The following is a 26997-nucleotide window of genomic DNA, read 5'->3' as shown; positions in this document are numbered from 1 at the left end:
CAATGCGTTAATGAACCGCGTTTTTGGCGGCCTGTCTCAGGCCATCGGAATGAGGATTGCTCACCGTCTTTTTGACGAAAATATCGATGGGCCTGGCGGGTTTTCCATAATAGGCCGCGTTAGAATCCTCGCTTGAATAAATTACGGCTCCTTCAAAAGAGATTCCCGCGAACGCGCCTTTTGAACGAGAAAATGAAAGGAAGTCGGCGCGGAGATTGGCGGATGTTGATCCTTCTACTCCGCCTCCATAGGGCCCAGCGGCAATCGAGGCATCCCCGCCCAATTTAAAGGAAGAAGAATAGAGTTTTTCCACTGCCCCATCGGTTCGGGCCATGATAATGACCTCCGATGCTTGTCCACCCCATTGAAATCCGAAGCTTAAGCCTCCCAAAACATAGAAAGCTGGGTGGCTCCACTCATGGGTTTCGGAGTCACGGACAATGAGGACTCCACTCCCACCCTCCGCACCAAAGATAAACGCGCCTTTGAGCGATTGAGGAATGATAAGTAATGCCTTGGCATCGATCACATGTTCTTGAAACCAAGTGAGGTTGGGGTCTTCCATGAAACTTTCCAATGTATGTTTAGCATTCTCCACCAGCTGTTTCTGGTTGGCTGAATTACCCCACGCCAACCCACTAAACATAGAAAACCAAATCGTCAAAGTGAGAAACATTGTGAAACGTCTCACATGCTGGCGAGTTTCAGTATGACTTTGTTGAATCTGTGTCATGTTCAATCTCCATGAAATTCAGGAAGAGGATCTATTTTCAAAATACAATTTTTTCTGGTTTTGAGCAAATAAGGAGCCAATAACCCTTCAATTTTGATACGGCTAGTCACTAACAGGTTCACTGTCAGGGGGAGAAGGGCGGAGAGACATTAATTAATGGCTTGCAACTCAACGACCACATTGCGGGGTTTGCCCTTTCGTTGCACTTCCACAGTGATTCGATCTCCAATTTTGTGCCGATCAAGGATTCGGACTAAATCATCAAAGACTTTCACGGGTTCTTGATCAATTTTGGTAATAATATCTCCAAGCTGTATTCGACCAAGCCGAGTTTCCTTGGCACTTTGCAATCCTGCTTTTTCGCCAGGGCTTCCAGGTTCCACTTTGGCAATGATGAGACCTTGAATGCCCCATCGAGCGGCGATGGAGTCAGGAATTAAAGAGATTCCCATCCCGGGACGAATCAATTTTCCAAACTTGATTAATTGAGGGGTGACTCGGGTGATCGTATTAACAGGGACGGCAAATCCTATGCCAGCATAGGCTCCACTAGGGCTGACAATTTGGGTATTGATCCCTATCAATCGGCCCGAGCTATCCAGTAAGGGACCTCCGGAATTTCCGGGATTGATGGCCGCGTCGGTTTGAATCACGCCTTCAATGGTTCGTTCGTTCATGGATTTGATGGTTCGATCCAATGCACTCACCACACCGGTGGTAAGGGTATGGTCCAATCCAAAGGGATTTCCGATAGCCAGAACTTTTTGCCCCACTCGTAGCCCTTGGGAATTCCCAATGTTGATGGGAATCAACTGTTCCTTGGCCGTGCGAATGCGTAGGACGGCTAAATCATGATCTGGATCGAGTCCCACGACTTGGGCCTGGTGCGTGGATTGATCCGAGAGGACCACTTCAATGGAATCTGCTCCATAGACAACATGGAAGTTTGTCACAATATGCCCTTGTTTGTCCCAAATGATTCCCGTCCCCGATCCCTGGGGAACTTCAAAGGTATTGAGCGACCAAATGTCTCGACGTATGGCAGTATTGGTAATAAAGACCACGGATTTGGTGGCACGTTCGAAAATAGAAATATTTTCTAGTTCATCATTTCCCAAATCCACCAGTCTGAAAAATGGGGAAGAGGAAGTGTGCCACGAAAATTCCTGTGGCTGAGTCTGAGAGTTTTTCCAGTATGACCATCCCGATAAAGTGATGGACAGAACCAAGAGCATCGTCCCAAATGTAAGGATCCTGAGGAGAACAGGACGGAAAGGTCTTCTCTCAAGGAGGTTATTTACGCAAGAAGTCATATTCACCAAAAATCTTATTCTCCCATGATTTGAATGATAAGGTCTCGTGTCCGAGCGCGTGTGTCAAAATCAATCATCACAATTTCTTGCCAGGTTCCAAGCGCTAATTCTCTCTCCATAAATGGGATGGTGACTGATTGCCCCTGGAATTGCCCTCGAAGGTGGCTGTGTCCATTCACCTCTCCAGGATTTCTGGTGTTATGTTGCCATGTCGGGTCCGCTGGTATTAACCGATCCCATATCGTCTTCGTATCTGCTCGAAGTCCTGGTTCATCTTCAATGATCAACACGGAGGCGGTCGTATGTTTCACAAAAATGGTGACAATGCCTGCATTCAAGTCGCTATCCGAAAGCAGATGACGTACTTGAGATGTCATATTTTCAATATGAGAATCACCTTTCATCTGAAGAGATACGTGATGGGTAAGAACAGCCATAGTCGTGACTAGGATGATAAGGATCGAAGAAACCGAAGGTCATTGGATGTCAAGGCCGCCCCTTTGGCAGCTTGAAGAATTGAATCAAAGTGTCCCTGTGCCGTCAAGGCTCTCACGGCCGTAACAACCTTTTGGCTTAACTGTTTTTTTCGTTGTAAGGAATTGAGGTACTCAAATGCACTTTTGAAACTTTCCTGTGATCGCGTATAGTAATCTTTCCCGCGTTGCCGATTGCTGTAGGCTTCGAGTTGCTCACAGGCCACTAAAATCTCTCCAAACTCCTTAACCCACTTAGGGGTTTGCGGCATGAGCTCTGGATAATAGTAATACAAAATAACTTTTTCCATCCATCGATGCCACGAAATTCCAAGTTGTCGTAGTTGGGGTTTTCGCCAGCGAAGGACTCTTTTCATCCGTCGAGCATAGCCTAAACGCATTTCGATTTGTTCGCTGGCCCATTTATCAATAATTATCCCTTCTTTTTGTAATTGCTCACGGTATATCCGAATAAATGCCTCGGCTTCCTTGCCATATGGAGTGTCAGGGTGTTTGGCTCGCCATTCGGCAGGGCGAGTTGGAATGCGATGCGTTTTGGCCCAAGACCAAATTTTTCCAAATAGATGTTGATCCAACCCGGCACGTCCTAGGTCATGCAGTAAACAAGCAATTTGATAGTGGCGGACAAGGTTTTGATCATGATGTAAGGACAAGGCGACGGCCATGCACATTTTTGCGGTCCGTAGTGCATGGGCCTTGTCGTAGCCTTTGATAATTTTATGTGGCGAACCCGGGTGTGGGTAGTCGTACAGTTTCAATAATGAAGAGGTAAGTGTTCGAGAGAGAAGCAGTCGAGGACTGAGAGATAAGGCGCTCATATTCTAGGCCGTAAGCGTGTTCAAATGGTCGAATGAATGTCGTGGAGGTTGCTGATTTGTTCCATCACCGGGCCAAACAATCAGTTGGGTGAGGACCATATCGGCGACGGTGTAGAGTGTCAAGGACCACGGACCGAGGTATGTGAAATGGAAAATCCGGCAGACTACTCAAAAGCACAAGATTCTTTGTCAGGCCTTTGTTAGAATGGATGACACGAACTACTATGGAACAGATAAGGAGAAGTAGTGATTATGCGTGACAGGATGTCCGCACGACGGCGTACCATTTTAATGTTGCTCCTTTTGGTGATGTTCGGGACGCTGGCCGTTGGCTATCTTCTCACTTTTCATCTTGATACGGTGCGACGGGTGGTTCAACAACAGATGTTGAGCGCCTTTGGTCCCAATCTTAGAGTGGGGGAGGTCCGAGTCACATTTTTCCCATTTCCCCGGTTAACCTTGACGGATCTTCAGATTCTTGAATCAGAGCAAGGTAAACCCATTGTTGAAGCCTCAGAAATTCAATTGAATTTAAGTTTTCTTTCGGTATTGCAGGATGAAGTCATTCCCAAAGGCTTAGTCATTGAAAATCCCAAGATCTATCTTCGACGCAATGAATTGGGGCAATGGAACATTAATTCACTTCTACAAAATCGCCCAGCAGGAGGAATAGAAGCTGGTGCCTTCCTCGCTGAATATTCGCTGACAATTGAAAATGGAACGATTCAGATCATTGATGCCTTGGACGTGACTAATCCCGAAACACTTACGCTCCAACATGTTGTCATGCATGTCTCCAACCTATCTGCGATAAAACCAATGGAAGTTTCGCTTGTCGCAGATCTGAATCAACGGGGAGAATCGAATCTCTCCATCCAAGGCACCATATCTGAAGCACAAGGATTTTTTGCAACTCCATTATCGGGAGAAAAAACTACAGGCCCTCAGGTTGAGGTTCGAACGAACCTAGATCTGAAAGAGGGGGAGTTAATCCAATTCGCTCGACTTTTTCATATTAAGGATTTTCCAATCCAGCCGCATGGCCACCTGCAAATTCAAGGACAGATCGGATATGCACCAGACCAAAATGGGTATGCCTTGACGTTATCCGATGTCATCGTCTTAACGGATGCCATCAATGTACAAGGACAGGTCAATATCTCAGGATTACAAACTGAAGTTTCTCCTACGGTTTCTGCGACATGGACGAGTGCGCCGATAAGCGTTACAAATTTGTTGAAGATCGTTCCGATACATTTGATCCCAAATGAAATCCATGACGCCATCATGAATCAACCACTGGAAGCCAAACTGGAAGTTGCATCGGCGACCCTATCCACCTCCAGTTCCCCAGGAAGGAAATTTGATCTGATTGGGGAATTTAAAGTTTCCGAAGGTTATCTTGATTTGGGAAAGACCTGGGGTGTAGCAGAAAAGGTTCAGGGAACAGTGGTGCTCAATCCATCAGGGGCACAATTAAAAGAATTTTCAGGAATCTATGATTCTATTCCTGTATCTTCCGGATCTGGGGAAATTGAATTCCGGGAAGAAGGTCCCTGGCTCTTCGCCGAACTTCAGGGGCAGGTTCCATCGAAGAAACTTATCAGTTTTCTAAAAAATCTCTTTGAGTGGACGACTCCCAATCATGCCATGGCAGGATTTATGGGGGAGAAGGGGGGTGGGGAACTAAGGATCCGCCTGGCCGGTCCTCTTGACAAACCTGCCCACATTGCTGTTGTGCAGGCTCAATATAACCCTCAGGCCGTGATGCTTCGTCTTCCTGGAATTGAGGGAGCCATGAGTAATGTATCTGGAACCATCAATTTCTCGTCCAAGCTTCTTAACTTTACTTCTTTTAAAGGGGTTTTCCAATCCAGTCCCATAACCGTAGAAGGCAGTATCAATTTCCACAATGCCCCAGCATTTGAAAATTTTCAAATTGGTGGACGAGTTTTTACCAAAGATCTCCAATCTCAGTTCAAGGAATTTTTTTCACCCTATCAAGAAATGGTGTCTGGCTCCGCTACGTTTGTTTCTACTCTTTCCGGTCCAATGGAGCGTCCCCGTATTCAAACTTTATGGAATCTTGAAAATCTCGACCTGAATCTGAAGGGGGTACTCCGCAAGGAATTAAAAGTTAAGGGCACATTCAACGCCAATTTGGAATTCGGCGCGGGATTGGGCCTGAAGGCACACCGAATGGTTTTGGCCATTCCTCCCCTGACACTTTCCGGAAACGGCTTCTTTGACGAAAGCAAAATGGGGCAGTTCCAAGCATCGGTGACGGCGTCCCCTTTCGAATTCCAATCGTTGCCGGCGGGTCTGACATTGTTGGATGGAGCCATAGGAAAAGGGGCGATGGAGTTTTCCTTGAAAATTGACGGGAAAGGGGACAATTGGCGTCAATGGAAAAAAGATGGATGGTTGGTACTCAGCGATGCCGTTGTTCCCGTGGATGGACTGAATAGCCCGATGCAGAATGTGTTTGTTCGTGTGAAATTGGCTCGTCATGATGCGGTTGTTCAGCGTTTGCAATTTCAAATGCAGGATAGTGAAGCGGGGATCGCCGGGTCTATAAAAAATTGGGATTCGACGCCACAGGTGACCTTCCAGATAAACGCTCCTGAGTTTGATATTGATCTGTTAGTCCCGAAGGGGGAGCGTTCCCCCCTTCGGGATGTGTTGGAAACCATCGCGGCAACTCATACCGTTGGTGGCAACCTTATCTTTACTCGTGCATGGTATAAAGATCTGCAGTTACAAAATCTCAAAGGTCGGCTGCGGATTAAAAATGGTTTTGTGGGGGTAGACCAAATAACCGGTAAAACCGATTCAGGAAGTCTTGAAGGAAGATTTCTCATTCATCTGCCGGTCCGGCAACCGGCGACTGTCAAGACGTGGTTCAAGATAAAGGATGTGCCCTTTGAAACTTTACAAACGACTTTTCTCAGTGCCGAAAGACTCGACGAGCGATTCTGGACGGGAACTCTTTCTATGCAGGGAATGGTTCAGGGAAATGGAAACGATACCCGCGGAGTTTTTCCTACGCTCAATGGGGATTTGAAAATTCTTGTAAGGGATGGTCGAATTCAACGTGGCACCGTGATACCAAAAATGTTGGCCTTGATGAACCTTCCGGCAGTCCTCCAAGGGAAAGTTGATCTAAAAAAAGATGGGTATCCGTTCGAAAAGCAATCAGCCACTCTTAGGATTAGCAGCGGAATTATTACCTCTGAAGATATTTTTATGGATGGGCCTATTCTTAAGCTTACGGGTGCGGGCACCTATAATCTTGTTGATGACCAATTAGATCTTGCTGTGGCCGCAAGTCCGTTAGGAGCCTATTTTGATTTGTTGGAAAAAATTTCATTATTTCGAATATTGTTTGAAAGTGAACAAAAAAATAGTCATATAGCCCTGTTCGATATTAAGGGACCATTGAAAGATCCAGTGATTAAGCCCCTTCCATTGGAGTCATTTAAAGCTGGATTAACGGGTTTTACAAGGGCAGCATTTAATGTACTCAAAAATACGGTTTCGCTTCCCAAAAATATTTTATTTCCCAAGAAGACTGAAGATTCAGATATCCCTCCTAAGGCTGATAAAGGGAAGGGGCAATAACGTTTTGAGTTAATCTATTTAATTTAGTTAGTTCTCTGCTGTGAATATAAGCTTCAACGTAGCATCAATCTTTCGGTTGTCGGGTGCTTTCTCTTTTGCAATTTACCTAAACAATATTAACAATTTGCTACCCAATTAATGAGTAGAGGCTTTCAGTTTATTGAAAATGTAGCCCATGCCGATATGGCATTTGATGCATGGGGAGATACCCCCTCGGAATTATTCATGGCCGCTGGGGAGGCGCTATTGAATTTGATGGCTGATCCCTTCACAGTTGGCTCTCAGTGGTCGCATGAAGTCAGGTTGACCCAAGCCTCCTTGGATGAGCTGTTGTTTGAATGGCTTTCTACCTTGGTGTTTCTCAAAGATGCAGAAGCAGTTGTGTATCATGAAATTAAGGCGGACGTAGAAGAAGATCTTGATTCTCACACATGGCATATTCGCGGTATGGTTTTTGGTGATCAGATTGATGGAAAGATTCAGGAACTTCGCTCCGATGTCAAAGCGATTACTAAGCATCTGTATGAGGTACATGCCGAACTCGGCAAGTATCAAGCTCGAGTGGTGGTCGATGTGTAATAGTTTTAAATAGGGTTCTTCATGAAATTTTCAACGTCCATGACCGTAAATCGAATTTCCGAGGCCTTGTGGGAAATACCCAAATCGGAAAAGCCTGGCATGCAGGTTCCTGCTCGTATATATGGCACGGAAAAAGTATTGCAAGATATGGATGCCGGTGTGTTTGAACAAGTAACGAACGTGGCTTGCCTGCCAGGCATTCAGGAATATGCCTTGTGTATGCCCGATGGCCATTGGGGATATGGATTTCCTATTGGAGGGGTTGCAGCATTTGATCTGCAGCATGGAATTATATCTCCAGGCGGTGTGGGGTATGACATTAATTGTGGTATGCGATTGATCAGAACAGACTTGACCCTGGCCGATGTGCGTCCACGATTAGATGCCTTAATGACTGAATTATTTCGTACCGTACCAGCAGGTGTTGGGGCGAGAGGATTTGTGAAACTCAACAATAAGAAATTTCAAGAGATTATGCGAAAGGGCGCTCGCTGGTGTGTAGATCAGGGATATGGATGGGATGAAGACCTCAGTCGGACTGAGGCAAGCGGCTGTCTTTCAGGCGCGGATCCCGATTGTATTTCTGAACATGCGATGAAACGGGGTATGAATCAATTGGGAACCTTAGGGGCGGGTAATCACTACTTGGAAGTGCAAGTGGTTCACCACGATCGAATTTATGACCATGCGATCGCTGAAGCTCTAGGTATTCACGGACATGACCAAATCGTGATCATGTTTCACTGTGGCTCTCGAGGGTTTGGTCACCAAGTTGGTACGGATTATCTGCGAACGTTTGAAAAAGCGATGCCTCGCTATGGACTTCATGTTAAAGATCAACAATTAGCCTGTGCTCCCTTTCAGTCCACCGAGGGACAGGAATACTTTGCCGCGATGAATTGTGCCGCGAATACGGCGTTTGCAAACCGTCAGGTCATTGCTCACCAAATACGAGAAGCCTTTGGTAAGGTCTTTCAACAATCTCCAGAATCTCTGGGTATGCATCAGGTGTACGACGTTGCACATAACATTGCCAAGGTTGAAAAGTACTTCAATAAACCTTTGCTCGTACATCGAAAAGGAGCGACGCGGGCCTTTGGTCCTGGCAGCCCTGAACTTCCTGATGCCTTTCGGCAGATTGGGCAACCGGTGATTTGTGGGGGTTCGATGGAAACAGGGTCCTACCTTTTGGTGGGAACGTCGCAGGCCATGAAGGAATCCTTTGGGTCTACCATGCATGGCGCGGGGCGAACCATGTCTCGGGCCCAAGCCAAACGGCAAGTTCGTGGGGGTCAATTATTACAGGAGATGGCCCAACGCGGGATTTTAGTGAAAGCGGTGTCCATGTCAGGGTTGGCAGAAGAAGCTGGGCTTGCCTATAAAAATATTTCCCAGATTGTGGAAGCTGTTGAAACAGCCGGCATTACAAAGAAAGTAGCCGAGTTCTTGCCCATCGGAAATATCAAAGGGTAAAGTCGCATGGAACCAAACAGGACTCAGACGTTGATTGAGAACGGAGAAAGAAAAGGGCGCAATTCATGATTCCAACCGTAGAGTGGAAGGATGGCGTGGTTCGGTTATTGGATCAGAGCCAGTTGCCTGGCCGAGTTGAGATCCTAGACTGTCGAGACTATCAGGCGGTGGCCAATGCCATTCGTGAACTTCGTGTGCGAGGCGCCCCGGCCATTGGGGTGACTGCCGCTATGGGGATAGCCCTAGGAGCAAATGCTGTTCAGAGTACCGACCGCCAAGAATTTGTAACAGCCATCGGCAAGATTGGGGATCATCTGGCGTCCACCAGACCGACGGCGGTGAACCTGTTTTGGGCCATTAATCGAATGAAGCAGGTGATAGAGCTTCAACCAAACCTCTCAATTGTAGAGCTCAAGGCATGCTTGGTTCATGAAGCGGAAGCGATTTGTCAGGAAGATATTGAGATGTGTCGAACGATGGGACGATATGGGGCCGAGTTAATTCAGCATGGGCAGACAATTCTGACACATTGTAATGCCGGCGCACTGGCCACTGCGGGATATGGGACGGCGTTAGGTGTAATTCGGGCAGCGTGGGAATCTGGAAAAAATATTGAAGTGTTTGCTGATGAGACCAGACCTGTCCTCCAAGGCGCACGGCTCACGGCTTGGGAATTAATGCAAGATGGAATTCCTGTGACTTTAATCACCGATAACATGGCGGGCACCATGATGCGACAGGGAAAAATTCACGTTTGTGTCGTAGGAGCGGATCGGATTGCTGCCAATGGAGATGTGGCTAATAAAATTGGAACATATTCCGTGGCAGTGCTAGCGAAAGCTCATGGCATCCCGTTTTATGTCGCGGCACCGTCTTCAACCATTGATATGGACACCCCAAACGGCGATGCCATTCCTATTGAAGAACGAAGTCGAGAGGAAGTTTTATCCGTCCATGGAAGTCCTCGAATTGCTCCTGAAGATGTGAAAATTGTCAATCCTGCGTTTGATGTCACTCCGGCGGAGTATGTCGCAGGAATTATTACGGAGCGAGGGGTGTTTTCTCCCGACGATATTGCGCGGGAGTTCTCTTCAGGAAGATGAATTGCTAGTCTGGTCATCCTGGCCTAAAGCCCGATCCAGTGCTTTACCTAGGTCGGAAAGATTGTAGGGCTTTGCCACCATGCCTTTAAATCCAAATTGTTCGGGATTGGCAATCACCGGATCATTCGAATAACCGCTGGAGACTAACGCCACGATATCTGGATCAAGATCTTTGAGTTGATGAATGGCTTCTTTCCCGCCTAACCCACCAGGAATGGTCAAATCCATGATGGTGGCTACATATCGTTGCCCTGCCTGTTGAGCTTGCCGATAGAGTTCAATGGCGGCAATGCCATCAGAAGCAAAATCTACTTCATAGCCCAAATGAACTAACATCGTCCCAAGGATATCACGAATATCTTCCTCATCTTCCATCACGAGCAGACGACCAGAGCCATGTGTGAAACGTTGTTCTTCAACGACAATTTCCGTCCCACCCATTTCGACGGCCGGTAAATAAAAGACAAAGGTCGTGCCAATGCCAAGATCAGACTGGACCGTGATATGACCATCATGGCGTTTAATAATTGAATAGGTTGTCGCGAGCCCCAAGCCATTGCCCTTTTGTTTAGTGGTGTAATAGGGATCGAAAATTTTGGAAAGGTTCTCTGGATGAATGCCAGTACCCTGGTCTTGAATCGATACCCTGACATATTGACCGGATTGAATGGGTAAACTTTGAGAATTGTCCACGGCGATGTTTTCCGCAACGATTTTGATTACCCCTCCATTCGGCATGGCTTGATCAGCATTAATAATGAGGTTTTGGATTACCTGGCTCATTTGTCCTTCATCGACCTCCACCGACCACAGGTCTTCAGGCAATATCAGATCGCACCGAACATTTGATCCTCGCAGGGAAAAGCCGGCCGTATCATTAATTAATCGAATGACAGAGGCGCGATTTTTGACCGAAGTTCCACCTTTAGCAAACGTCAGCAACTGTTTGGTCAGGTCCCGTGCTCGGAGACAAGCTTTTTCGGCGGCGGTTAATCGCTCGACGGTTGTCGGACTCGATCCCGTTGATTCTTTGGTAGTTAACATTTTAGCCTAACCAATATTCGCAAACACCGCGGTGAGAATGTTGTTGAAGTCATGGGCAATCCCACCAGCCAAAATACCAATGGATTCTAATTTTGTGGCACGAAGACGTTCCTCCTCGATTCGTCGCCGTTCCGTAATATCTCTGGATACGACAACGGCAAGAATATCTCCTGTGGTGGTCCGGAAGGGTTTAACATGGCTTTCAAACCACCTCCATTCTCCTGATTGGTGATGTAATCGGCATTCCATCTGCCAGTCATGCAATAAACGAATATTGTTTTCAAAGTTAGGATTGAGAGATTCTTGATCCTCAGGATGAAGAAGGTCGAGAAAATTATATTGCTGAAATTCTTGAAGGTCGTATCCAAGAACTTCTCCACAACTGGGACTCAGATACAGAAGAGATCCATTGGGCCGGATTTCAAAAATTAAATCATAGGCATGTTCGGCAATCGCTCGATAGCGTTCTTTGTTGTCACGCAAGGCTTCTTCAGCACGTTTGCGTTCCAATTCACTTGCGGCACGAACGGCAAACACTCCAAGGATGGATTGAGCCAACGGCAAATTCCGCACGGGCTCCGAATCCATTCCGACGATTAACCCAATGATTTGGCCTAAAGAATTTTGAAGGGGAATGCCAATATAACTCTGAATGTTCCATTTGACTAATAACGGATCTTTGGAATGGAGATGTTGACATTCGTTTCCCCAGCAAGGCGATTTACTTTGAAGGATTTGCGAACCTAGAGTATCCACCAAGCTCCATGCAAAGTTATCCGTAAAATGATCTCGGGCCCAAACTGCCACGGTCTTGGCTTCTTGAAGGGTAGATTCGTTTAGCTCCGCCAGAAATGCGTATTGAACATCGAGGGCCTTGGCAAGGTCTTTAGCCAAAGCCCGAAAGAACGCGGCGCCACCAGCAGCAGGGGCCCCCTGAGCAATATCCCGAAGGGCCTCTTCTACACGCCGACGGTCACTAATGTCTTTAATAATTGATATCGCTCCCCATTGCTTTCCTTCAATGTCGTACAAGGGATAGCAGGAAACGGAAAACCATCCATTCAGTTTGGGAAGCGGAATTTCTACCGCTGCAGATAATGCGCCTTGTAACACTGAATCCCAAGGAGGGCGAACATTTGGGTTGACGGTCCCGTAATACAGTACGCGATAGTCAAGCCCAAGAATATTTCCATGATGTCCCTCGAACCGATCACGAACCGCTTTATTCGCCCACAGAACCGTTCCGGATTTATCTAAAATAATGACGTCATCGGTTAGGGCATTAAAAGACTGTTCCCATTCTTCCGCGGCAGCACGCAACGTGAGTTCCGCACGTTTTCGTCTGACTTCACTAGCCTCAAGTTGCGCAATACGGGCTTTGAGCGTCGTGACTTCGTCGGTTAATTCTTGTGGGGTTTGGTGAATTTTACTCATAAAATCATTTTGGACGGGGGGTGAGCCAACTCTGAACCATCTCAACACGGGAGATGTCGATGTGGATCAGAACGGTTCAGAGTTATCCAACAATCTTGGCAAACAAGTCTGCAAGAGCTGGATCAAGTGCCTTCCCGGCTTCCTGACGAATGTATTCACGGGCTTCCGGAACGGTTACCGGCATGGTGTCCACCCCGCCAGAGACAAGATTGTCAAAAGTGTTGGCAATTCCCACAACACGCGCCGCTAAAGGAATGGCCTCCCCTTGAAGCTGATTGGGAAACCCCGTTCCGTCAAATCGCTCATGATGCGATCGAATGACGTCACGAGTTTCTTCAGGAAAAGTCATTGATTGAAGCATCCGTTCCCCAATCACTGGATGGCAGGCGAGGAGTTCCTTTTCCTCGGTCGTATGTTCAGAGTTTCCCAAGGCCAATCGGCCCTGTAACCCTAATTGGCCAATATCATGCAGAAGTGCCCCCAACTGAATACCTTCCTTACTTTTAGCTGGCAATTCCATATGCTCTAAGAGCAAGGAGGTGTAATAATGAACCCGCTGAGCATGTTGCGCTAGCTCAGGATTTTTCGCTCCAAGGAGTGTCCGGAGCTTCTCAGTGAGAGAGGCAGGCTCTCCCGCGGGCACCCAAAGAGAGCTAAAGGCTTCTAACGAGCCTCGCAAAGTATCCACTTGTCGACGCCGATCTAGGGCTTTATGAATCACGCCGAGGAGATCAGGGATATTAAATGGTTTGGTAATATAGGCAGCAATGCCGTGCTGAATGGCATTCACCGCGGATTCCAACGTTCCGTATCCCGTGATAATCACAACCTCCGTGTCACGTCCTTCATCACGAATTTTTTGCAACAGATCCATGCCTTGTTTGCCAGGAAGCTTTAAATCCAAAGTCACTAAATCAATCTCCTGTTCCTTAAGGATATTCAGGGCAACCTCGGCGTTGTCCACGGAGTAGAGATTGAAGTGAGGGCTTAACACCATTTTGAGAGACTCGCGAGGACCTTCCTCGTCTTCCACAATCAAAATGGTAGCTTGCGGGCTTTGAGATGATTCCATACGTGCCAGAAGTACCGTGTAGATTCTAAAAACTGGACTTCAAAATCTTGACAAAAATTTCAATATTTCAATCCCTCCAGTTAGGCGGTTTATAGCTTTTTATCTAGGGAAAAGCAAGTAATTCTTTTTTCCAAAATAACAAAAAATTCTTGATGGGTTTTTTGTCGAATTGGCCTTCCAGTAGAGGGGAATGTGTGTTTGGCCTTTGAAAATTCCATAAGTAGGTTGAATTAAGGTGAGATCCTCCCAACCGACTGATGAAAAACCGGCTGGGAGGATTTACGGTAGGGGGCAATAGCCAAACCGCCCCGTCAAAATTCTAAGGGTGAGAGAAAAGGAGAGAAAACGGCTTACACTTTTCTTCGCAAGGTTTTTCCTTGCACGGATGTTTTTTCGACTAATTCTTCGAACCCCTCCTGAAGAACTTCGTTGACCAAATTTTCAAGATCCTCTGGGCCGAAAAATATTACGTCGTCACTTCCGCCGGCACCAATGGTCATGCGGACCGTGCTGCCATCGGCCACATTAGAAATGGTGAATTCCATGATGGCATCAACATTGATGTTCGTGGAAAGAAACTGGCCTTTGGCATTCGCCGTAAATTTGGTGACTTTGCCTGTAATGCGAACATCAGCAGGCCCACTATTTTTACCAGAGGCTTTAAATCCTGATTTGTTCAGAAAATTCACAAAGGCCGTGGAGAGGCCATCACTCAGATTACCGTCCATGAGGTCGAAATGATTGACTCCACCGAAAAAACAGTAGTGGGACCCAAGATGTTGGGCGGGAGGTCGTTTGTCTTCAAATCCGGACACGGCAACCGAAAGGTTTCCTCCAGCATTTTCCAAGGTGGAATGCATCACGTCGTACAATCGCAGTTTGGTGACTTCGCCAGAACTTGCACAACCACTGAGAGACACCAAGCTCAATACGAACAACAAGAGAATCAATCGTTTCATAAATTCTCGCTCCTTCCTCTAGGGAAACTTTCTAAACAAATATTAGGCCAATACAAGACAACGTTTTCGTAAAATGGTGATACCGGACAACCTGAATTCACCCTACCAGAATTCTCCCCAGTGAGTAAATCCTAGACGAATGCCCAGTTGCCAATCCTTGGACCGGAGAACTTTCTATCAAGTAGGTAAATTTTTCCATCTCCGCTCTTAATGAAGTTGACTTTCAATTGAAGTCCTTGACACTATGGTTTTCAGAGAAGGTCGTATTATCAAAGGGTTAACTAGTGCTCTGCCAAATCTATGTGGAATCATAATTTTCTTTTCCGGGCCCATGAAGCCAACCCGTTGCCCCAAACGGAAAACGATCTTTTTCATGAAACCGATCCGGCGTTGGATAGTTCTGGGTTGAATTTAGACAAATACTTGTCAGTGTGGCTACAAGGGGAGGGGGAAGAAGATGCCCCCACGGCTTACACCAACGTGTATGTGCGCACAGCGACATTGGATCCGGAAAAGAATGTTGGGTTTTTGCAGCCCTTGCAGGGACGAACCCACCAAATTAAGCAAATGTTGACGAAGGACCAGAAAGTCTTCCTCAAGGAGTGGTTAAAAAAAACCAATCTGCCGGCGTGGGAAGAGGCTGGGGACCATTTCCAAGATATATTTGAATAGAAGTAAGGTTTCCCCATTTTCAGAATTGAGGGGAAATTCCCAATAAATTCCTTCTGCAAATCGTCGAAAAAACCAACTCGAACCCTATGGATATTCAAACCGATGTGGTGGTCGTAGGCGCTGGAGGAGGCGGCGCAATCCTTGGCCTGATCCTCGCCAAACAGGGCATCAAAACTTTGGTTGTGGAACAAAGTCCTGGCCCACCAACCGGGCTACGGGGCGAGATTCTTCAACCCAACGGCCAGCAAATCCTTGATCAATTAGAACTTTTGGACAAGCTTCCCAAAGAGGCGGTCCAATCCGTTCGACATTTTCATTTTCGGCAAATGGGCGGGGAACGATTATGTACCATTGATTATGATCTCCTTCCACCGCCTTATAACCGTGCATTGGTAACGCTTCCAAATGCTGTCCACCATGCCGTGCTTGCCGAACTTGAAAAACACAACCCTGGTGGGCTGTGGTATGACACGAGCTTTAAATCACTGGTCAAAACAGGGAATACGGTCACCGGAGTCGAGGCCCAAACCCAAGGAACCCCCGTTCGCATTTCTGCCAAAGTGACGGTAGGCGCAGATGGCCCGTTTTCTCGTGTTCGTGACACTCTGGGCATTTCCACTCAATTGCATCGATACAAAGAAAGTTACCTGATTTCGATTCTCCCTTGTCCTGAAAAACTGGAAGAATCCCAGTACTTTCTTGGAGAAAATGAAATTCTTGGAGTGTTTCCCGCAGCCGGCCATCAGGTCTATGTGTTCTATATGATCGCCTCAAATTCGCTTCAGGCCGTGAAACAGGAAGGCATTGAAAGTTTGCAACGAAAGTGGAAAGCCATTTATCCAGGCCTCGCGCGCACCTTTGAGAATTTACAGTCTTGGGAACAAACCGCGTATATGGGGACGGGCCGTGCTCGAGCCAAAACCTGGGTAGCCGATGGCGCAGTGTTAATCGGAGATGCTGCCCATGGAATGAATCCCCATGCCTCACAAGGCCGGATGCAGGCCATGGCGGACGCTGTAGTGTTGGCCAAAGTGTTGTCCTCGTGTTTTTCACAAGACGACTTCACCGCCAACGCACTCAAAACCTTTGAGGCGCAACGGCGTCCACAAGTTGAGATGCTTCAGCGATTGGCGGATGAAGAGGTGTTGTTTTGGAATACAGGAAATCCGTTATTGGCTTGGCTTCGCAACCGGGTCTTTTCGACCTTAGATCACAATCGGCGATTGCAATATCAAGTCCTGACTGCAACTGCCGGATTGCGTAAGACACCGCCCTTTGGAATGATCGACCGACTGCAAGCAGCCGGATTTCTCCCTGATCCACGCGCGAATCAACTCCCATCTCAGGCAGGCTTTCACTAATTTTACTCTAGGTTCAAGAAACCCAATTCACCGATGTCTCAATTTCCGACCAACTGGGAAAAAATGCCAGAGCGGGCGCAACGTACCCTGGATGCGTACCTTCGTGATGCCACGAAATCTCTTGGTGCAGATGTAGGCGCCATTATCCTTTATGGCAGTTTGGCTCGTGGTGATTATCTGCAAGACCGATCCAATATGAACATCCTTATGGTGTTTGAGCATCTCACCATGAATATAATGGAGCGATGTAGCCAACTGAACCGTCGATGGTCTAAGGAACGCATCTTGGCTCCACTCATGTTTACCCGGGAAGAATTAGGGAGTTTTCTCGAAACCTTTCCATTAGAGTTTTATGAGATTCAAGATCACCATATCTTATTAGCCGGCCGAGATCCTTTTCCCGAGCTGCACATCGAAGGTCGACATTTATTCATTGAATGTGAACGAGAAATCCGTGGAAACTTGCTCCGGGTCCGCCAACAATTTGTCGAAACCCGAGGGAATCCAGAAGGTATTCATGCCTTGCTTCCCATTTCGTTGACTACCGTAATTCCCTGTTTGCGGGGGTTGTATCGGTTGATGGAACAACCTTCCAAAGGCACTCCCGATGAAATTCTGAAACGGATGCCCTCTATATTAAATCTTGACCCCGGGGCGTTTCATGAAGTCTGGTTATTGAAACGCGGACAAAGCACCCCCGGCAAACATGATTTCCCGAATCTTCTGAACCGATATCTTGGGGCCTTGGAAGCCTTAACTGCACGGGTCGACCTTCTTGATCAGGAGGGAAGATTCCAAGGGGGAAAATCATGAAACGTTTTCCGTTGTTCCTTTTGATTGTCTGTCTTTTTGTCACTCCAGTGTGTTGGGCTGACTCGCCGTATGGCATTAAAAAACAGACATTCCCAACCCCACGGGGTTATGTGAGTGATTTTGCCGAACTCTTCGATCAGGAATGGAAATCGCGGATTCGTGGGGTGTGTAAGGAATTAGAAACCCGGACCGGGGTGGAATTAATTGTGGTGACCATCCCCACCGTAAAACCCTATCCCCATGCTCGTAATTATGCGGAAGCGCTGTATGAAGAATGGCGAATTGGCACAGCACAGAAAGAACAAGGGATTCTGCTATTGACCTCATTGAATGAACGGCAAGCGGTGGTAGTCTTGGGAAAAACCTTAATCCCGGTCATTGGAAAACCTCAGCTTGATATATTATCCGAGCAGCACCTCATACCCATGTTTCAGTCTTCCAACTATGGGGAAGCGATATTCCAAACGGTGGTCGGACTCTCGGCGGCGTCGGGAAAAGTCACCAAAGATCCGGTTAAAAAGAAAAAATCAAGCGCAGGGTTTTGGATGAATGTCGCTGTGGTGGTGGCGATGCTCTTTGCACTCTGGCGTTTCACTCGTCCCGAACGTCGACATCCGTTTCAACGATGGCGGCGAGGTGAATATTGGGGAACTGGCCAAGGCGGCTTTGGTGGCGGGTTCGGCGGCTTTGGTGGCGGCACCAGCGGGCAGGGTTTGTCGTAACAAACACGGTCTTTTCAGAAACATTTTACTTTCGTATCGGCACCTCTCTGCCTTCGTCCAGGTCCAATAAATCAGCCCAGGTGGTGATATCGGTGCGGGTCGGGTCGATGCTGTCGCGAGTTTTCAAGAAGTACTCGGCTTTTTCGTCGGTGTTTGGACCACGAGTCAGGAGGGCGGTGTTCCAGGCTTCAATTTCCTGAGGGGTGTGGGATTTGGCGTTCATGTGAACCCAGTGAAGGACTTCCTCGTCGGTGCGGGAGCCAACGGCATTAAAAAACGCATCTCTGGTTATACCAACAAAATCCAAAAATTTTTGGTCCATTGGGCACGGATACAAATATTCACCCAACTGGCCGTCTTGCTTGGCCCGGCATTTATCAATCATCCGGGCCAAGTGCACAAATTCCCCAAGTTTATTGCGAACGCTCCGTGGATACCCAGTTCGAAGATCCATAAACGATTTTTGTTCTTCTAGAAATCTGTAGCTGCGCCATCTCATGGCGCCTCTTAGGCAGACACGCAAAACGCTTCGGCGAAGGGCAGCATGAGATGCTGCAGCTACAGAAATCAAAGGGCTGCCTTATAACGGTTTATGGTTCTGGAACGTGATCAGCCGCGTGACCATTTCGCCTTTTTCATAAGAGATAATCCGTCGCGTAGCGGGAAGGTCGGCGTTGCCCATTCTGGTGTGCGTGTCGGAAAAACTTTCGACGTTGGCTAAAGACCCATCCTTGGGGGAGAAGTAATACACCGTGTACCGGGTCGTAAGATATTTATCATCTTGAGTCACCGCGCTATCTTCGACATTAATGGTGAACGCCACATAGGGCATTTTGCGATTAATCTGGGTAATCCGATTATCCTTGATACGATAGGTGGACCCCATCGAGTCGCCTAAACTAATGCGTGGCCCCTGGGGATGATTTTCCTGCCCAGCAAAAGACAGGTTGTACTTGCCATCAGAGTCTTCGAAATTTCTTGGACCCCGATGAGTGGCAATCATTGAAATTTGGCCTTGAGCCCATTTTTGAAGATCTTCATTTGGCAAAGAGACATCAACCTCTTTGGATGATTTGACGGTGACCTTGCCATTGGTCACTTCGCCGTTGACGTTGATGGATAGATCCGCTTCAAACCCGGCAAACCCCTCAGGCCATCGCGAAGTCTTTTCAAACGCTTGGCGTAATAGCTCCCGGGCTTTTGGATCATCCTGGACATCGGTTTTGGCTTCTTCCCGTGCGTATTCCATGTGTCTACTCCTTTTTCGATGAATAAATAAATGTCAGGGTGATGACTAAGGTCATCGTGAGCTGTGTTGTTTGTGAAGGTTTCATCAAGCAGAGGTTGAGACTTTGCTTGGGTCGAATCTTGAAAATTGAAAGACTCGCGAAAAACCTCACTCGTCTCGATTATAAGTGACTCAGAACTAACGGACAACTTCATCTCGCAAAAGAAATTTACAGTTAAGGCATCATTCCTCTAGAAACTGGCAACCTTCTTTCCGTATGATGCCACCCGTTGCCATAAGCAGCAAAGGACCACCCATTCACTATTAAAAAGAAACAAAGAGGGTATGTTGACTAAACGAAAAGCCACACCATCAGGTCGTCGTTTGAAGATGGCCAAACTCGCAGACCGTCATGTGTTGTATCAAAAAAGTGTCCAAGGCCCGGAGAGCGACATTCCATTTTTCTCCTATCATTACAAAAAATATACCGGGCAAACCCTTCGACATTTTCGCGAGGACTTTTGCGGAACGGCGGCCTTGGCCTCCCATTTCGTCACAGCCCATCGTGATAACCATGCAATGGGCGTGGACTTGGATTGGCCTACCCTCAATTGGGGCATCAAGCATAATGTGTCATGCCTGACTCCCAATCAACAACAACGTCTCAATCTCGTGAATGGGAACGTGCTAAATCATCATCCCTCGGAGGCACAATTAACAGTCGCCATGAATTTCAGCTATATGGTGTTTAAAGAACGACCGACCTTGCTCCAATATTTTAAACGAGCCAAGCAGTCTCTCTGTCCTGGTGGCATGTTCATGGTGGACATTTGGGGGGGGAGTCAATGCTTTGTCATGCAAGAAGAGCCCCGGAGAGTGAAAAATCGCGACAACGATGGAATCGGCAATTTCACCTTTATCTGGGATCAGGATGTCTTCGACCCCGCCACGCATTATTACACCTGCCGCATTCACTATGCCTTTCAAGATGGCAGTGAAATGCGCAATGCCTTTGTCTACGACTGGCGACTATGGACCATGCCCGAAGTCATGGAACTCATGCGGGAAGCCGGGTTCGAGGATGTGCACTTTCTCTGGGAAGGCACCGACAAAAAAACAGGCAAAGGCACAGAAACCTACCGACGAGTCAAAAAAGCAGAGCCAGAAACCGCCTGGATCGCCTATATCATTGGGATAAATCCGAAGTAAATCTCTCTCCTTTCTCATCTTCCCAATCGGTCATCCCCGACGTTCTTTATCGGGGATCCAGGATTTTATTATAGCGGGGTTTCGCCCCCGCCGACGAGGTCCTTTTGTTTCGGCAAAAGGACCCAAAACCATTTTTGCCCGTGCGCGTCCCTCCAGAGAATTGCGAAAAAGCGTACCATTCTCTTCCGGGTTCCTCCGCTTCCGTACCAAATCACAATGGCTCGGGAACTCGCTCCGAGGTGCAAAGCCACCTCTCCACTCAAACAGCCCTCGCCGAAAAGTCGATTCGGCACTCCAGCTCCGCCGCACCCAATGTATTTATTTAAGAAGTCATTGCCTAGATGGTTTGATATTGGTCAGATATACTGCACAGAGGGAGAAATGATGACGAATTCACCTAACAACCAAGAGGAAGATACAATGAGCAGTGTGGAGATCCCACTATTTGTGAAGAATATGGGGCATCAGATTATTGCATACATACTAAATATAAATAATCAAGACGCCCAGGATCTAATCAATGGAAATTTTGAATTGGATGGAAACCAACCAGTGGTTCTTAAAGACTATATTCGAATTTGTCGCCAGTTAAGGATGCAGTCTATTGATCAAGGCGATGTCGATTTCCCCATTATGCATAGTTTTTCTGATCTTTTTGAAGGGCAGAGGCACTTGTTTAATTTATGGCGAGAGCATTTGGGTGGGGAATCACTTACAATTGAGAGCAAAGACAGAGTTGCTTATTTAGTCTCCTGCCTTGCGTTCGAAATATATCCACTATTTTTAATAAAACCACCGTCTAACAGTTCTTATTTTGCAAATCCTTTTTTCCGGATAGGGTCTGCATTATATAAATTACCTGCTCGTTATGAGCTATTTAAGGAAATATTAAAAGATGATTCATTGAAAAAAATATTCTCAAAAATTGGTAAGAATGATATGGAGACAATTGGGTATTATAGTTCATCTACTGGTCGCGGTGGTAGTTTTCAGCTATCGGGCTTCCCGGAAACGCTAATCTCAAATGCATTTGAGCTCATGCAGCTACGTGGAACCATATCAAAAGAGGCTCTTTTACCTCCGATTGAAGAAGTTATAAATATGGTTCGAGATGTTGCTGATGGGAAAACGATTAGGGTTCCCGTATTTATTGGATTTCATAACGTGGGTTTGAAAAGTCTAGATTCTCTAGATATCGAGTGGGGTAAAATAAGAGGATATAATTCAGAAATTCTGGACCTTGTACCTTCAGCAGCTAGACCGTCTGTTCTATCTGAAGAAAATGTATCCTTAGGATTCATTCTAGAATCTGAGTATCAATACAAAGTTGATTTTTTACAGCCAAGTGCAGATGAGAAGCTGACATGGCCACCTGAATTTAGACAAGCGAGGAGTGAACTAGAAAAAACTCAAGAAAACTTGAGTTTGACATTTGCCTTGGCATTAGAGAGGAACCCACCAGTAGGCATTACGCCTGCTTGGACACTTATTGTTGATCCCATAAGTCTTGGCACAAACATATCTTGGTCAAACAAACTAAGGTCGCCAGTGCAGCACTATCTATTAAGCGCAGGGTCATCGGAGTCACTAAAGCATTGGTCTTCGACTATAAATTCGTCAAATGATGAGACAATAAGAATAGCTATTCGGCGAATCCTTTCTGCAATCAATGAACGCACAAATCCCATTGATGGATTCGTGGACGCTGTTATAGCGTGGGAAAACCTATTTGGAGGTAATGACGAGTTAAGTTTTAGAATATCTATCTCAATTTCGAAACTTCTAAAGGACTTGCCAAAGGATAGGTTAGGTTTACAGAAGAAAATCGTGAAATTCTATAACTATAGAAGCCAGATTGTGCATGGGGTAATAGAAATATCACATGAGGATGCAGTTCAAAAAAGAAATGAATGTTTAGAGATTGCCCTGTCTACGCTGAGAAAATTATATGAAGAACATAATGATCTTATTGAGGACCCAGACAGGTCCAAAAAGCTGGCCCTAATGTGAGACGCCTAGGCGATTTACCTTTTAGATCAATCCTTTGGTTGAAAATTTTTGAGTGCAAAAATTATGGTGACCCCAGGTCGCCCCGCGTTGGGCGCGGCTGGGCCGCCGCCACGAATCTTACCTCTTTAGGCGAATACTGTTTGAGTCCTCCGGTAAGACTCAGGATAGAATTCGCGAGTTTCTGAGCCACCTTGATTCGTGGTGGTAGTCCAGACACCCGTAGGGCCGCGCACGGGCGGAAATGGTTTTGGTCCCTTTTGCCGAAACAAAAGGGACTCGTCGTGTGGGGACGAAACCCCACATATAATCAACATCTTTTCTTTTTTTCTTCGGAACGTGTATGATCTGCTCTCATGAGTTAGAAGTTTTCTACCTCCCCTAACCCCTCCTTACAAAGGAGGGGAATAAGTTTAAGAAAATCGGCCATTAAAGACCAAACAGCCATCTAAAGCTTCACTTTAATTTTCTAATCCATGCAGCGCTCTTCGACTGACATTACGCCAGAGGTGATTCAACAGCACGGCCTGTCGGATGAAGAGTATCAGCAGATCCTCAAACATCTTGGACGCGAGCCGAATCTCACCGAGCTAGGTGTCTTTTCCGTGATGTGGAGCGAGCATTGCTCGTACAAGAGTTCTCGGATTCATCTTAAGCGATTTCCCACAGAAGGGGAGCGCGTGATCCAAGGACCAGGGGAAAATGCCGGAGCAGTGGATATCGGGGATGGACTTTGCGCTGTGTTTAAAATGGAATCCCACAACCATCCGTCGTTCATCGAACCATTTCAGGGAGCGGCCACCGGAGTCGGGGGTATTCTCCGCGACATTTTCACGATGGGCGCCAGACCCATTGCGCTTCTGGATTCTCTTCGATTCGGCGAGCTGGATCAGGCAAAAAACCGGCATTTACTCAAAGGCGTGATCTCCGGCATTTCCTGGTATGGCAATTGTATTGGCGTGCCCACGGTCGGCGGCGAAATTGTGTTTAACGATATTTATGGCAAAAACCCGCTGGTGAATGTGTTTTGCCTGGGCATTGTGAAAACAGATCAACTGCTGCGAGGTGCCGCCGAAGGAGTCGGCAATCCCGTGTTGTATATCGGCGCCAAAACTGGGCGCGATGGCATCCATGGGGCCACCATGGCCTCGGACAGTTTTGATGACGCTTCGGAGAAGAAACGGCCGAATGTCCAGGTGGGCGATCCCTTTTTGGAAAAACTCTTGCTCGAAGCCTGTCTGGAATTCTTGGATAAAGATATTTTGGCAGGTATCCAGGATATGGGGGCGGCTGGATTGACGAGTTCTTCCTGTGAAATGGCCTCAAGGGCTGGGACGGGTATTGAACTGGAACTGGCGAATGTCCCCAGGCGCGAACCTAACATAACCCCGTACGAACTCATGCTTTCGGAATCCCAAGAGCGCATGTTGCTGGTGGCTAAGGCGGGAAAAGAAGATCAAGTCCTGGCAATTTGCAAAAAATGGGGCATTGATGCGGCAGTAGTCGGGAAGGTGACCGATGACGGTTTTGTGCGTTTAAAGGAGCATGGAACGGTGGTCGCTGAAATTCCCGCGAAGGCCTTAGCCGACGAAAGCCCAAAATATGAGCGCCCGATAAAGCCACCAGAATATCAAGACGTCTTGCAATCCTACTCTTTTGACAATCTGCCTGATGTAAAAGACCCCGAGACTGTTCTGCGTTCCCTTTTAGAATCTCCTACGATCGCCAGCAAGTCCTGGGTGTATCGGCAATACGACCATATGGTGGGGATTAATACCATCGTTCGTCCTGGTTCGGATGCAGCAGTCGTACGAATTAAAGGCACAAACAAGGCCTTGGCCATGACCACCGATGGTAACAGCCGGTATTGCCTGCTCAATCCTTACATGGGCGGCACCTTAGCTATTGCCGAAGCGGCTCGCAATTTGGTGTGTTCTGGCGCTCAACCTATTGGTGTAACGGATTGTCTGAACTTTGGGAACCCCGAACGGCCGGACATTATGTGGCAGTTTGTGCTTGCCGTCGAAGGCATTTCGGATGCCTGCCGTGCCTTTCACATTCCTGTCGTGAGCGGCAACGTAAGCCTGTACAACGAGACCAATGGGCTATCGATTTATCCCACCCCCGTTATCGGGATGGTTGGGCTTATCGAGCCTGCGGAACATGCCACGACCCAATGGTTTAAGAACCCTGGGGATCGCGTTATTGTGCTGGGGGAAACCAAGGAAGATTTAGGTGGAACGGAGTATCTGAAAATCGTACATTATCGGGAGCAGGGGAGTCCGCCTTGGCTTAATTTGGAAACGGAAAAAGCTCTTCACGATTGCTTGCTGGCCATGATTCACCAAGGGTGGGTTCAATCCGCGCATGATTGTTCGGATGGAGGCCTGGCTGTTACACTTGCCGAATGTTGCTTCTCTCCTCAAGTCGTTGACGGGAAAGCCTTGGGTGGAAAAATTCAGCTGGAGTCGGATGGGCAGCGATTGGATGCGCTGCTTTTTGGAGAAAGCCCCTCCCGTGTGGTACTTTCTATTTCCCCCGAACATTCGAAACAGGTGTTGTCTTTCTGTCAGGAACGAGAGGTTCCTGCCATGGATGTGGGAGAAGTTGGTGGGGTCGACTTAGATATTGCGGTAACTGGTGGGCGGTCAACTCCTGGATGCAGCCTTCACTTGCCCGTCACTGATTTATTTGATCTTTGGAATAGCAGCTTAGAACACAAGCTTCACGACTAAATTTAAAGTTAAGTTCAAGTCGAACTTAAAATTATGGAACTATGAAAAATCACATAACCTCTCCCAATTCCCTTTCAATGAATCCCGATCCCACGGAACTTATTATGCCTGATAAATTTCATGATGAATGCGCCGTTTTTGGGATTTATGGTCATAAGGAAGCGGCGAATCTGACCTATTTGGGTTTGTATGCGCTCCAGCATCGTGGGCAGGAAAGCTCGGGGATTGTGTCGACCGATGGCCACAATTTCAACGTGGAAAAAGGGATGGGATTGGTAGCGGATATTTTTACGAAAAAAGAGATTCGTCGGTTAAAGGGGACGAAAGCCATAGGGCATAATCGGTATTCCACCGCCGGGGAAAGCAATCATCGAAATATTCAACCCCTGACCGTTAACTATGCTTTTGGGCATTTGGCGCTGGCGCATAATGGGAATCTCACCAATGCCTCCGTTCTGCGAAGTGAACTCGAAGCCTATGGTTCCATCTTTCAATCCGACTCCGATAGCGAAGTCATCGTGCATCTGATTGCTCATTCCAAAGGGGAGAGCTTCCTCAACCGACTCATCGAAGCCCTCTCTCTGGTCCGAGGCGCCTATTCACTCGCCTTACTGACGGAGCATGAGATGGTGGCGGCACGGGATCCCTATGGATTTCGTCCTCTTTGCCTGGGTCGTTATAAAGATGCCTGGATCGTGGCGTCGGAAACCTGTGCCTTTGATTTAATTGGGGCTGAATTCGTGCGCGAAGTGGAACCGGGCGAAGTGATCGTGGTCAATGACCAAGGGTTGACCTCCCACCACCCATTTATTGTGCCGGAAACTCCGGCCAAATGCGTGTTTGAATATGTCTATTTTGCCAGACCTGATTCAAAGATATTTGGCAATTATGCGGTTTACCCTGTGCGGAAGGCGTTGGGCCGGCAATTGGCTAAAGAAGCCATGGTCCCGGCGGATATTGTCATTCCCGTCCCGGACTCTGGAGTGCCCGCGGCCTTGGGATTTTCGGAGGGTGCCGGAATACCGTTTGAAATCGGGTTAACCCGTAACCATTATATTGGGCGAACGTTTATTGAGCCTGAACAGTCGATTCGGCATTTTGGGGTCAAACTCAAGCTCAATGCCGTGCCGGATGTGCTTGAAGGAAAGCGGGTGGTCGTGGTGGATGATTCCATCGTGCGGGGAACCACCAGCCGGAAAATCGTGAAAATGTTGCGAAACGCCGGGGCCAAGGAAATTCATATGCGGATCAGTTCACCGCCCACGATCGCGCCCTGTTTTTATGGGATCGATACGCCGACCCAAAAAGAACTGATCGGGTCCAGTCATAACATTGAAGAAATTCGAAAATACATTACCGCTGACAGTCTCGCGTATTTAAGTCTCGAAGGAATGTTGAATGCTGCCCCAGGCCGGAACGACCACTACTGCCATGCCTGCTTCACCGATCAATACCCCATTCCCTTCACCAAGGCTGAAGAAATCCAACTTGGCTTGTTTGATGTAAACACGTCTCCACGTTAGCCGCCCCCAAAATAGCCTCTTCCTTTGGAATGTTATTTTATCACCACGGTTAAGCGTACGAGCTGTATTCCCTTCATTACTATC

Annotated in this window: 22 protein-coding genes; 12 read left to right on the top strand and 10 right to left on the bottom strand. The window is 47.3% G+C overall.

Features of this window, described 5'->3' with window-relative positions:
- Positions 1-7 precede the first annotated feature (7 nt).
- The 4 genes from PPG34_RS02365 to PPG34_RS02350 form a co-directional block, all read right to left on the bottom strand.
- Positions 8-733: a lipid-binding SYLF domain-containing protein gene (locus tag PPG34_RS02365; protein ID WP_313831533.1), complete on the bottom strand. Its 726-nt coding sequence runs from the start codon at positions 731-733 to the stop codon at positions 8-10.
- 149 nt (positions 734-882) lie between these two features.
- Complete coding sequence (locus tag PPG34_RS02360) at positions 883-1857, bottom strand: S1C family serine protease (protein ID WP_420888077.1); 975 nt, start codon at positions 1855-1857, stop codon at positions 883-885.
- Between the two features lie 203 nt (positions 1858-2060).
- Positions 2061-2450 (bottom strand): secondary thiamine-phosphate synthase enzyme YjbQ, encoded by a 390-nt coding sequence (locus PPG34_RS02355; RefSeq protein ID WP_313834260.1) that lies wholly within the window; start codon positions 2448-2450, stop codon positions 2061-2063.
- 41 nt (positions 2451-2491) lie between these two features.
- Entirely contained in the window at positions 2492-3358 is an 867-nt protein-coding gene (locus PPG34_RS02350; RefSeq protein ID WP_313831531.1) for an HD domain-containing protein, read from the bottom strand.
- Positions 3359-3610: 252 nt separating this feature from the next.
- Between PPG34_RS02350 and PPG34_RS02345 the strand changes: the two genes are divergently transcribed.
- From PPG34_RS02345 to mtnA, 4 genes are all read left to right on the top strand, one after another.
- A complete protein-coding gene (locus PPG34_RS02345; RefSeq protein WP_313831530.1) occupies positions 3611-6979 on the top strand; it encodes a YhdP family protein in 3369 nt (1122 codons plus the stop codon).
- Between the two features lie 138 nt (positions 6980-7117).
- Positions 7118-7558 carry an archease gene (locus PPG34_RS02340; RefSeq protein WP_313831529.1) on the top strand — a complete coding sequence of 147 codons (441 nt, stop codon included), beginning with the start codon at positions 7118-7120 and terminating at the stop codon, positions 7556-7558.
- A 21-nt stretch (positions 7559-7579) separates the two neighbouring features.
- Positions 7580-9031: an RtcB family protein gene (locus tag PPG34_RS02335; RefSeq protein ID WP_313831528.1), complete on the top strand. Its 1452-nt coding sequence runs from the start codon at positions 7580-7582 to the stop codon at positions 9029-9031.
- Between the two features lie 65 nt (positions 9032-9096).
- Positions 9097-10134, top strand: a complete 1038-nt coding sequence (mtnA, locus tag PPG34_RS02330; protein ID WP_313831527.1) for an S-methyl-5-thioribose-1-phosphate isomerase — start codon at positions 9097-9099, stop codon at positions 10132-10134.
- Here the strand turns inward: mtnA and PPG34_RS02325 are convergent.
- The 4 genes from PPG34_RS02325 to PPG34_RS02310 all read right to left on the bottom strand — a co-directional run bounded on the left by PPG34_RS02325 (position 10123) and on the right by PPG34_RS02310 (position 14643).
- Complete coding sequence (locus PPG34_RS02325; RefSeq protein ID WP_313831526.1) at positions 10123-11178, bottom strand: ATP-binding protein; 1056 nt, start codon at positions 11176-11178, stop codon at positions 10123-10125. The two genes, mtnA and PPG34_RS02325, sit on opposite strands and share 12 nt — an antisense overlap.
- A gap of 6 nt (positions 11179-11184) precedes the next feature.
- Positions 11185-12612: a PAS domain S-box protein gene (locus tag PPG34_RS02320; protein ID WP_313831525.1), complete on the bottom strand. Its 1428-nt coding sequence runs from the start codon at positions 12610-12612 to the stop codon at positions 11185-11187.
- An 82-nt stretch (positions 12613-12694) separates the two neighbouring features.
- Positions 12695-13684, bottom strand: coding sequence for an HD-GYP domain-containing protein (locus PPG34_RS02315; protein WP_313831524.1), 990 nt, complete (start codon positions 13682-13684; stop codon positions 12695-12697).
- Between the two features lie 350 nt (positions 13685-14034).
- Positions 14035-14643, bottom strand: a complete 609-nt coding sequence (locus PPG34_RS02310; protein ID WP_313831523.1) for a YajG family lipoprotein — start codon at positions 14641-14643, stop codon at positions 14035-14037.
- A 345-nt stretch (positions 14644-14988) separates the two neighbouring features.
- On the opposite strand from PPG34_RS02310, the gene PPG34_RS02305 reads away from it, so the two are divergent.
- The 4 genes from PPG34_RS02305 (at position 14989) to PPG34_RS02290 (ending at position 18211) form a co-directional block, all read left to right on the top strand.
- The gene (locus PPG34_RS02305; RefSeq protein ID WP_313831522.1) at positions 14989-15315 is read left to right on the top strand and encodes a hypothetical protein; all 327 of its coding nucleotides are present in this window, start codon (positions 14989-14991) and stop codon (positions 15313-15315) included.
- Positions 15316-15401: 86 nt separating this feature from the next.
- Complete coding sequence (locus tag PPG34_RS02300; protein ID WP_313831521.1) at positions 15402-16676, top strand: FAD-dependent monooxygenase; 1275 nt, start codon at positions 15402-15404, stop codon at positions 16674-16676.
- 33 nt (positions 16677-16709) lie between these two features.
- Positions 16710-17489 (top strand): hypothetical protein, encoded by a 780-nt coding sequence (locus tag PPG34_RS02295; RefSeq protein ID WP_313831520.1) that lies wholly within the window; start codon positions 16710-16712, stop codon positions 17487-17489.
- Complete coding sequence (locus PPG34_RS02290; RefSeq protein ID WP_313831519.1) at positions 17486-18211, top strand: TPM domain-containing protein; 726 nt, start codon at positions 17486-17488, stop codon at positions 18209-18211. Before PPG34_RS02295 ends, PPG34_RS02290 begins: the two co-directional genes overlap by 4 nt.
- Positions 18212-18236: 25 nt before the next feature.
- Here PPG34_RS02290 and PPG34_RS02285 read toward each other — a convergent pair whose 3' ends face one another.
- On the bottom strand, positions 18237-18665 hold the full coding sequence (locus PPG34_RS02285; RefSeq protein WP_313831518.1) for a DUF5069 domain-containing protein: 429 nt from the start codon (positions 18663-18665) through the stop codon (positions 18237-18239).
- Between the two features lie 126 nt (positions 18666-18791).
- Entirely contained in the window at positions 18792-19460 is a 669-nt protein-coding gene (locus tag PPG34_RS02280; protein WP_313831517.1) for a DUF3386 family protein, read from the bottom strand.
- Positions 19461-19784: 324 nt separating this feature from the next.
- Here PPG34_RS02280 and PPG34_RS02275 point away from each other — a divergent pair, with 324 nt between their 5' ends.
- The 4 genes from PPG34_RS02275 to purF all read left to right on the top strand — a co-directional run bounded on the left by PPG34_RS02275 (position 19785) and on the right by purF (position 26913).
- Complete coding sequence (locus tag PPG34_RS02275) at positions 19785-20648, top strand: hypothetical protein (RefSeq protein ID WP_313831516.1); 864 nt, start codon at positions 19785-19787, stop codon at positions 20646-20648.
- A 381-nt stretch (positions 20649-21029) separates the two neighbouring features.
- A complete protein-coding gene (locus tag PPG34_RS02270; protein WP_313831515.1) occupies positions 21030-22658 on the top strand; it encodes a HEPN domain-containing protein in 1629 nt (542 codons plus the stop codon).
- A 473-nt stretch (positions 22659-23131) separates the two neighbouring features.
- The gene (gene purL / locus PPG34_RS02265; protein ID WP_313831514.1) at positions 23132-25390 is read left to right on the top strand and encodes a phosphoribosylformylglycinamidine synthase subunit PurL; all 2259 of its coding nucleotides are present in this window, start codon (positions 23132-23134) and stop codon (positions 25388-25390) included.
- A 104-nt stretch (positions 25391-25494) separates the two neighbouring features.
- Complete coding sequence (purF, locus tag PPG34_RS02260) at positions 25495-26913, top strand: amidophosphoribosyltransferase (protein ID WP_313831513.1); 1419 nt, start codon at positions 25495-25497, stop codon at positions 26911-26913.
- Positions 26914-26997 lie beyond the last annotated feature (84 nt).

The organism is Candidatus Nitronereus thalassa, assembly GCF_032191465.1.
GTDB classification, from domain to species: domain Bacteria; phylum Nitrospirota; class Nitrospiria; order Nitrospirales; family UBA8639; genus Nitronereus; species Nitronereus thalassa.
Note: the sequence above shows the minus strand (reverse complement) of the source record. Positions and strands in the feature narration are given on the sequence as shown.

Coding starts and splice junctions, on each gene's coding strand:
- PPG34_RS02270 (WP_313831515.1), top strand. CDS start 21,030: ATGATGACGAATTCACCTAACAACCAAGAGGAAGATACAATGAGCAGT.
- PPG34_RS02335 (WP_313831528.1), top strand. CDS start 7,580: ATGAAATTTTCAACGTCCATGACCGTAAATCGAATTTCCGAGGCCTTG.
- PPG34_RS02345 (WP_313831530.1), top strand. CDS start 3,611: ATGCGTGACAGGATGTCCGCACGACGGCGTACCATTTTAATGTTGCTC.
- purF (WP_313831513.1), top strand. CDS start 25,495: ATGCCTGATAAATTTCATGATGAATGCGCCGTTTTTGGGATTTATGGT.
- PPG34_RS02295 (WP_313831520.1), top strand. CDS start 16,710: ATGTCTCAATTTCCGACCAACTGGGAAAAAATGCCAGAGCGGGCGCAA.
- PPG34_RS02310 (WP_313831523.1), bottom strand. CDS start 14,643: ATGAAACGATTGATTCTCTTGTTGTTCGTATTGAGCTTGGTGTCTCTC.
- PPG34_RS02350 (WP_313831531.1), bottom strand. CDS start 3,358: ATGAGCGCCTTATCTCTCAGTCCTCGACTGCTTCTCTCTCGAACACTT.
- PPG34_RS02365 (WP_313831533.1), bottom strand. CDS start 733: ATGACACAGATTCAACAAAGTCATACTGAAACTCGCCAGCATGTGAGA.
- PPG34_RS02280 (WP_313831517.1), bottom strand. CDS start 19,460: ATGGAATACGCACGGGAAGAAGCCAAAACCGATGTCCAGGATGATCCA.
- PPG34_RS02285 (WP_313831518.1), bottom strand. CDS start 18,665: ATGGATCTTCGAACTGGGTATCCACGGAGCGTTCGCAATAAACTTGGG.
- PPG34_RS02315 (WP_313831524.1), bottom strand. CDS start 13,684: ATGGAATCATCTCAAAGCCCGCAAGCTACCATTTTGATTGTGGAAGAC.
- PPG34_RS02340 (WP_313831529.1), top strand. CDS start 7,118: ATGAGTAGAGGCTTTCAGTTTATTGAAAATGTAGCCCATGCCGATATG.
- PPG34_RS02290 (WP_313831519.1), top strand. CDS start 17,486: ATGAAACGTTTTCCGTTGTTCCTTTTGATTGTCTGTCTTTTTGTCACT.
- PPG34_RS02355 (WP_313834260.1), bottom strand. CDS start 2,450: ATGAAAGGTGATTCTCATATTGAAAATATGACATCTCAAGTACGTCAT.
- mtnA (WP_313831527.1), top strand. CDS start 9,097: ATGATTCCAACCGTAGAGTGGAAGGATGGCGTGGTTCGGTTATTGGAT.
- PPG34_RS02275 (WP_313831516.1), top strand. CDS start 19,785: ATGTTGACTAAACGAAAAGCCACACCATCAGGTCGTCGTTTGAAGATG.
- PPG34_RS02325 (WP_313831526.1), bottom strand. CDS start 11,178: ATGTTAACTACCAAAGAATCAACGGGATCGAGTCCGACAACCGTCGAG.
- PPG34_RS02320 (WP_313831525.1), bottom strand. CDS start 12,612: ATGAGTAAAATTCACCAAACCCCACAAGAATTAACCGACGAAGTCACG.
- purL (WP_313831514.1), top strand. CDS start 23,132: ATGCAGCGCTCTTCGACTGACATTACGCCAGAGGTGATTCAACAGCAC.
- PPG34_RS02300 (WP_313831521.1), top strand. CDS start 15,402: ATGGATATTCAAACCGATGTGGTGGTCGTAGGCGCTGGAGGAGGCGGC.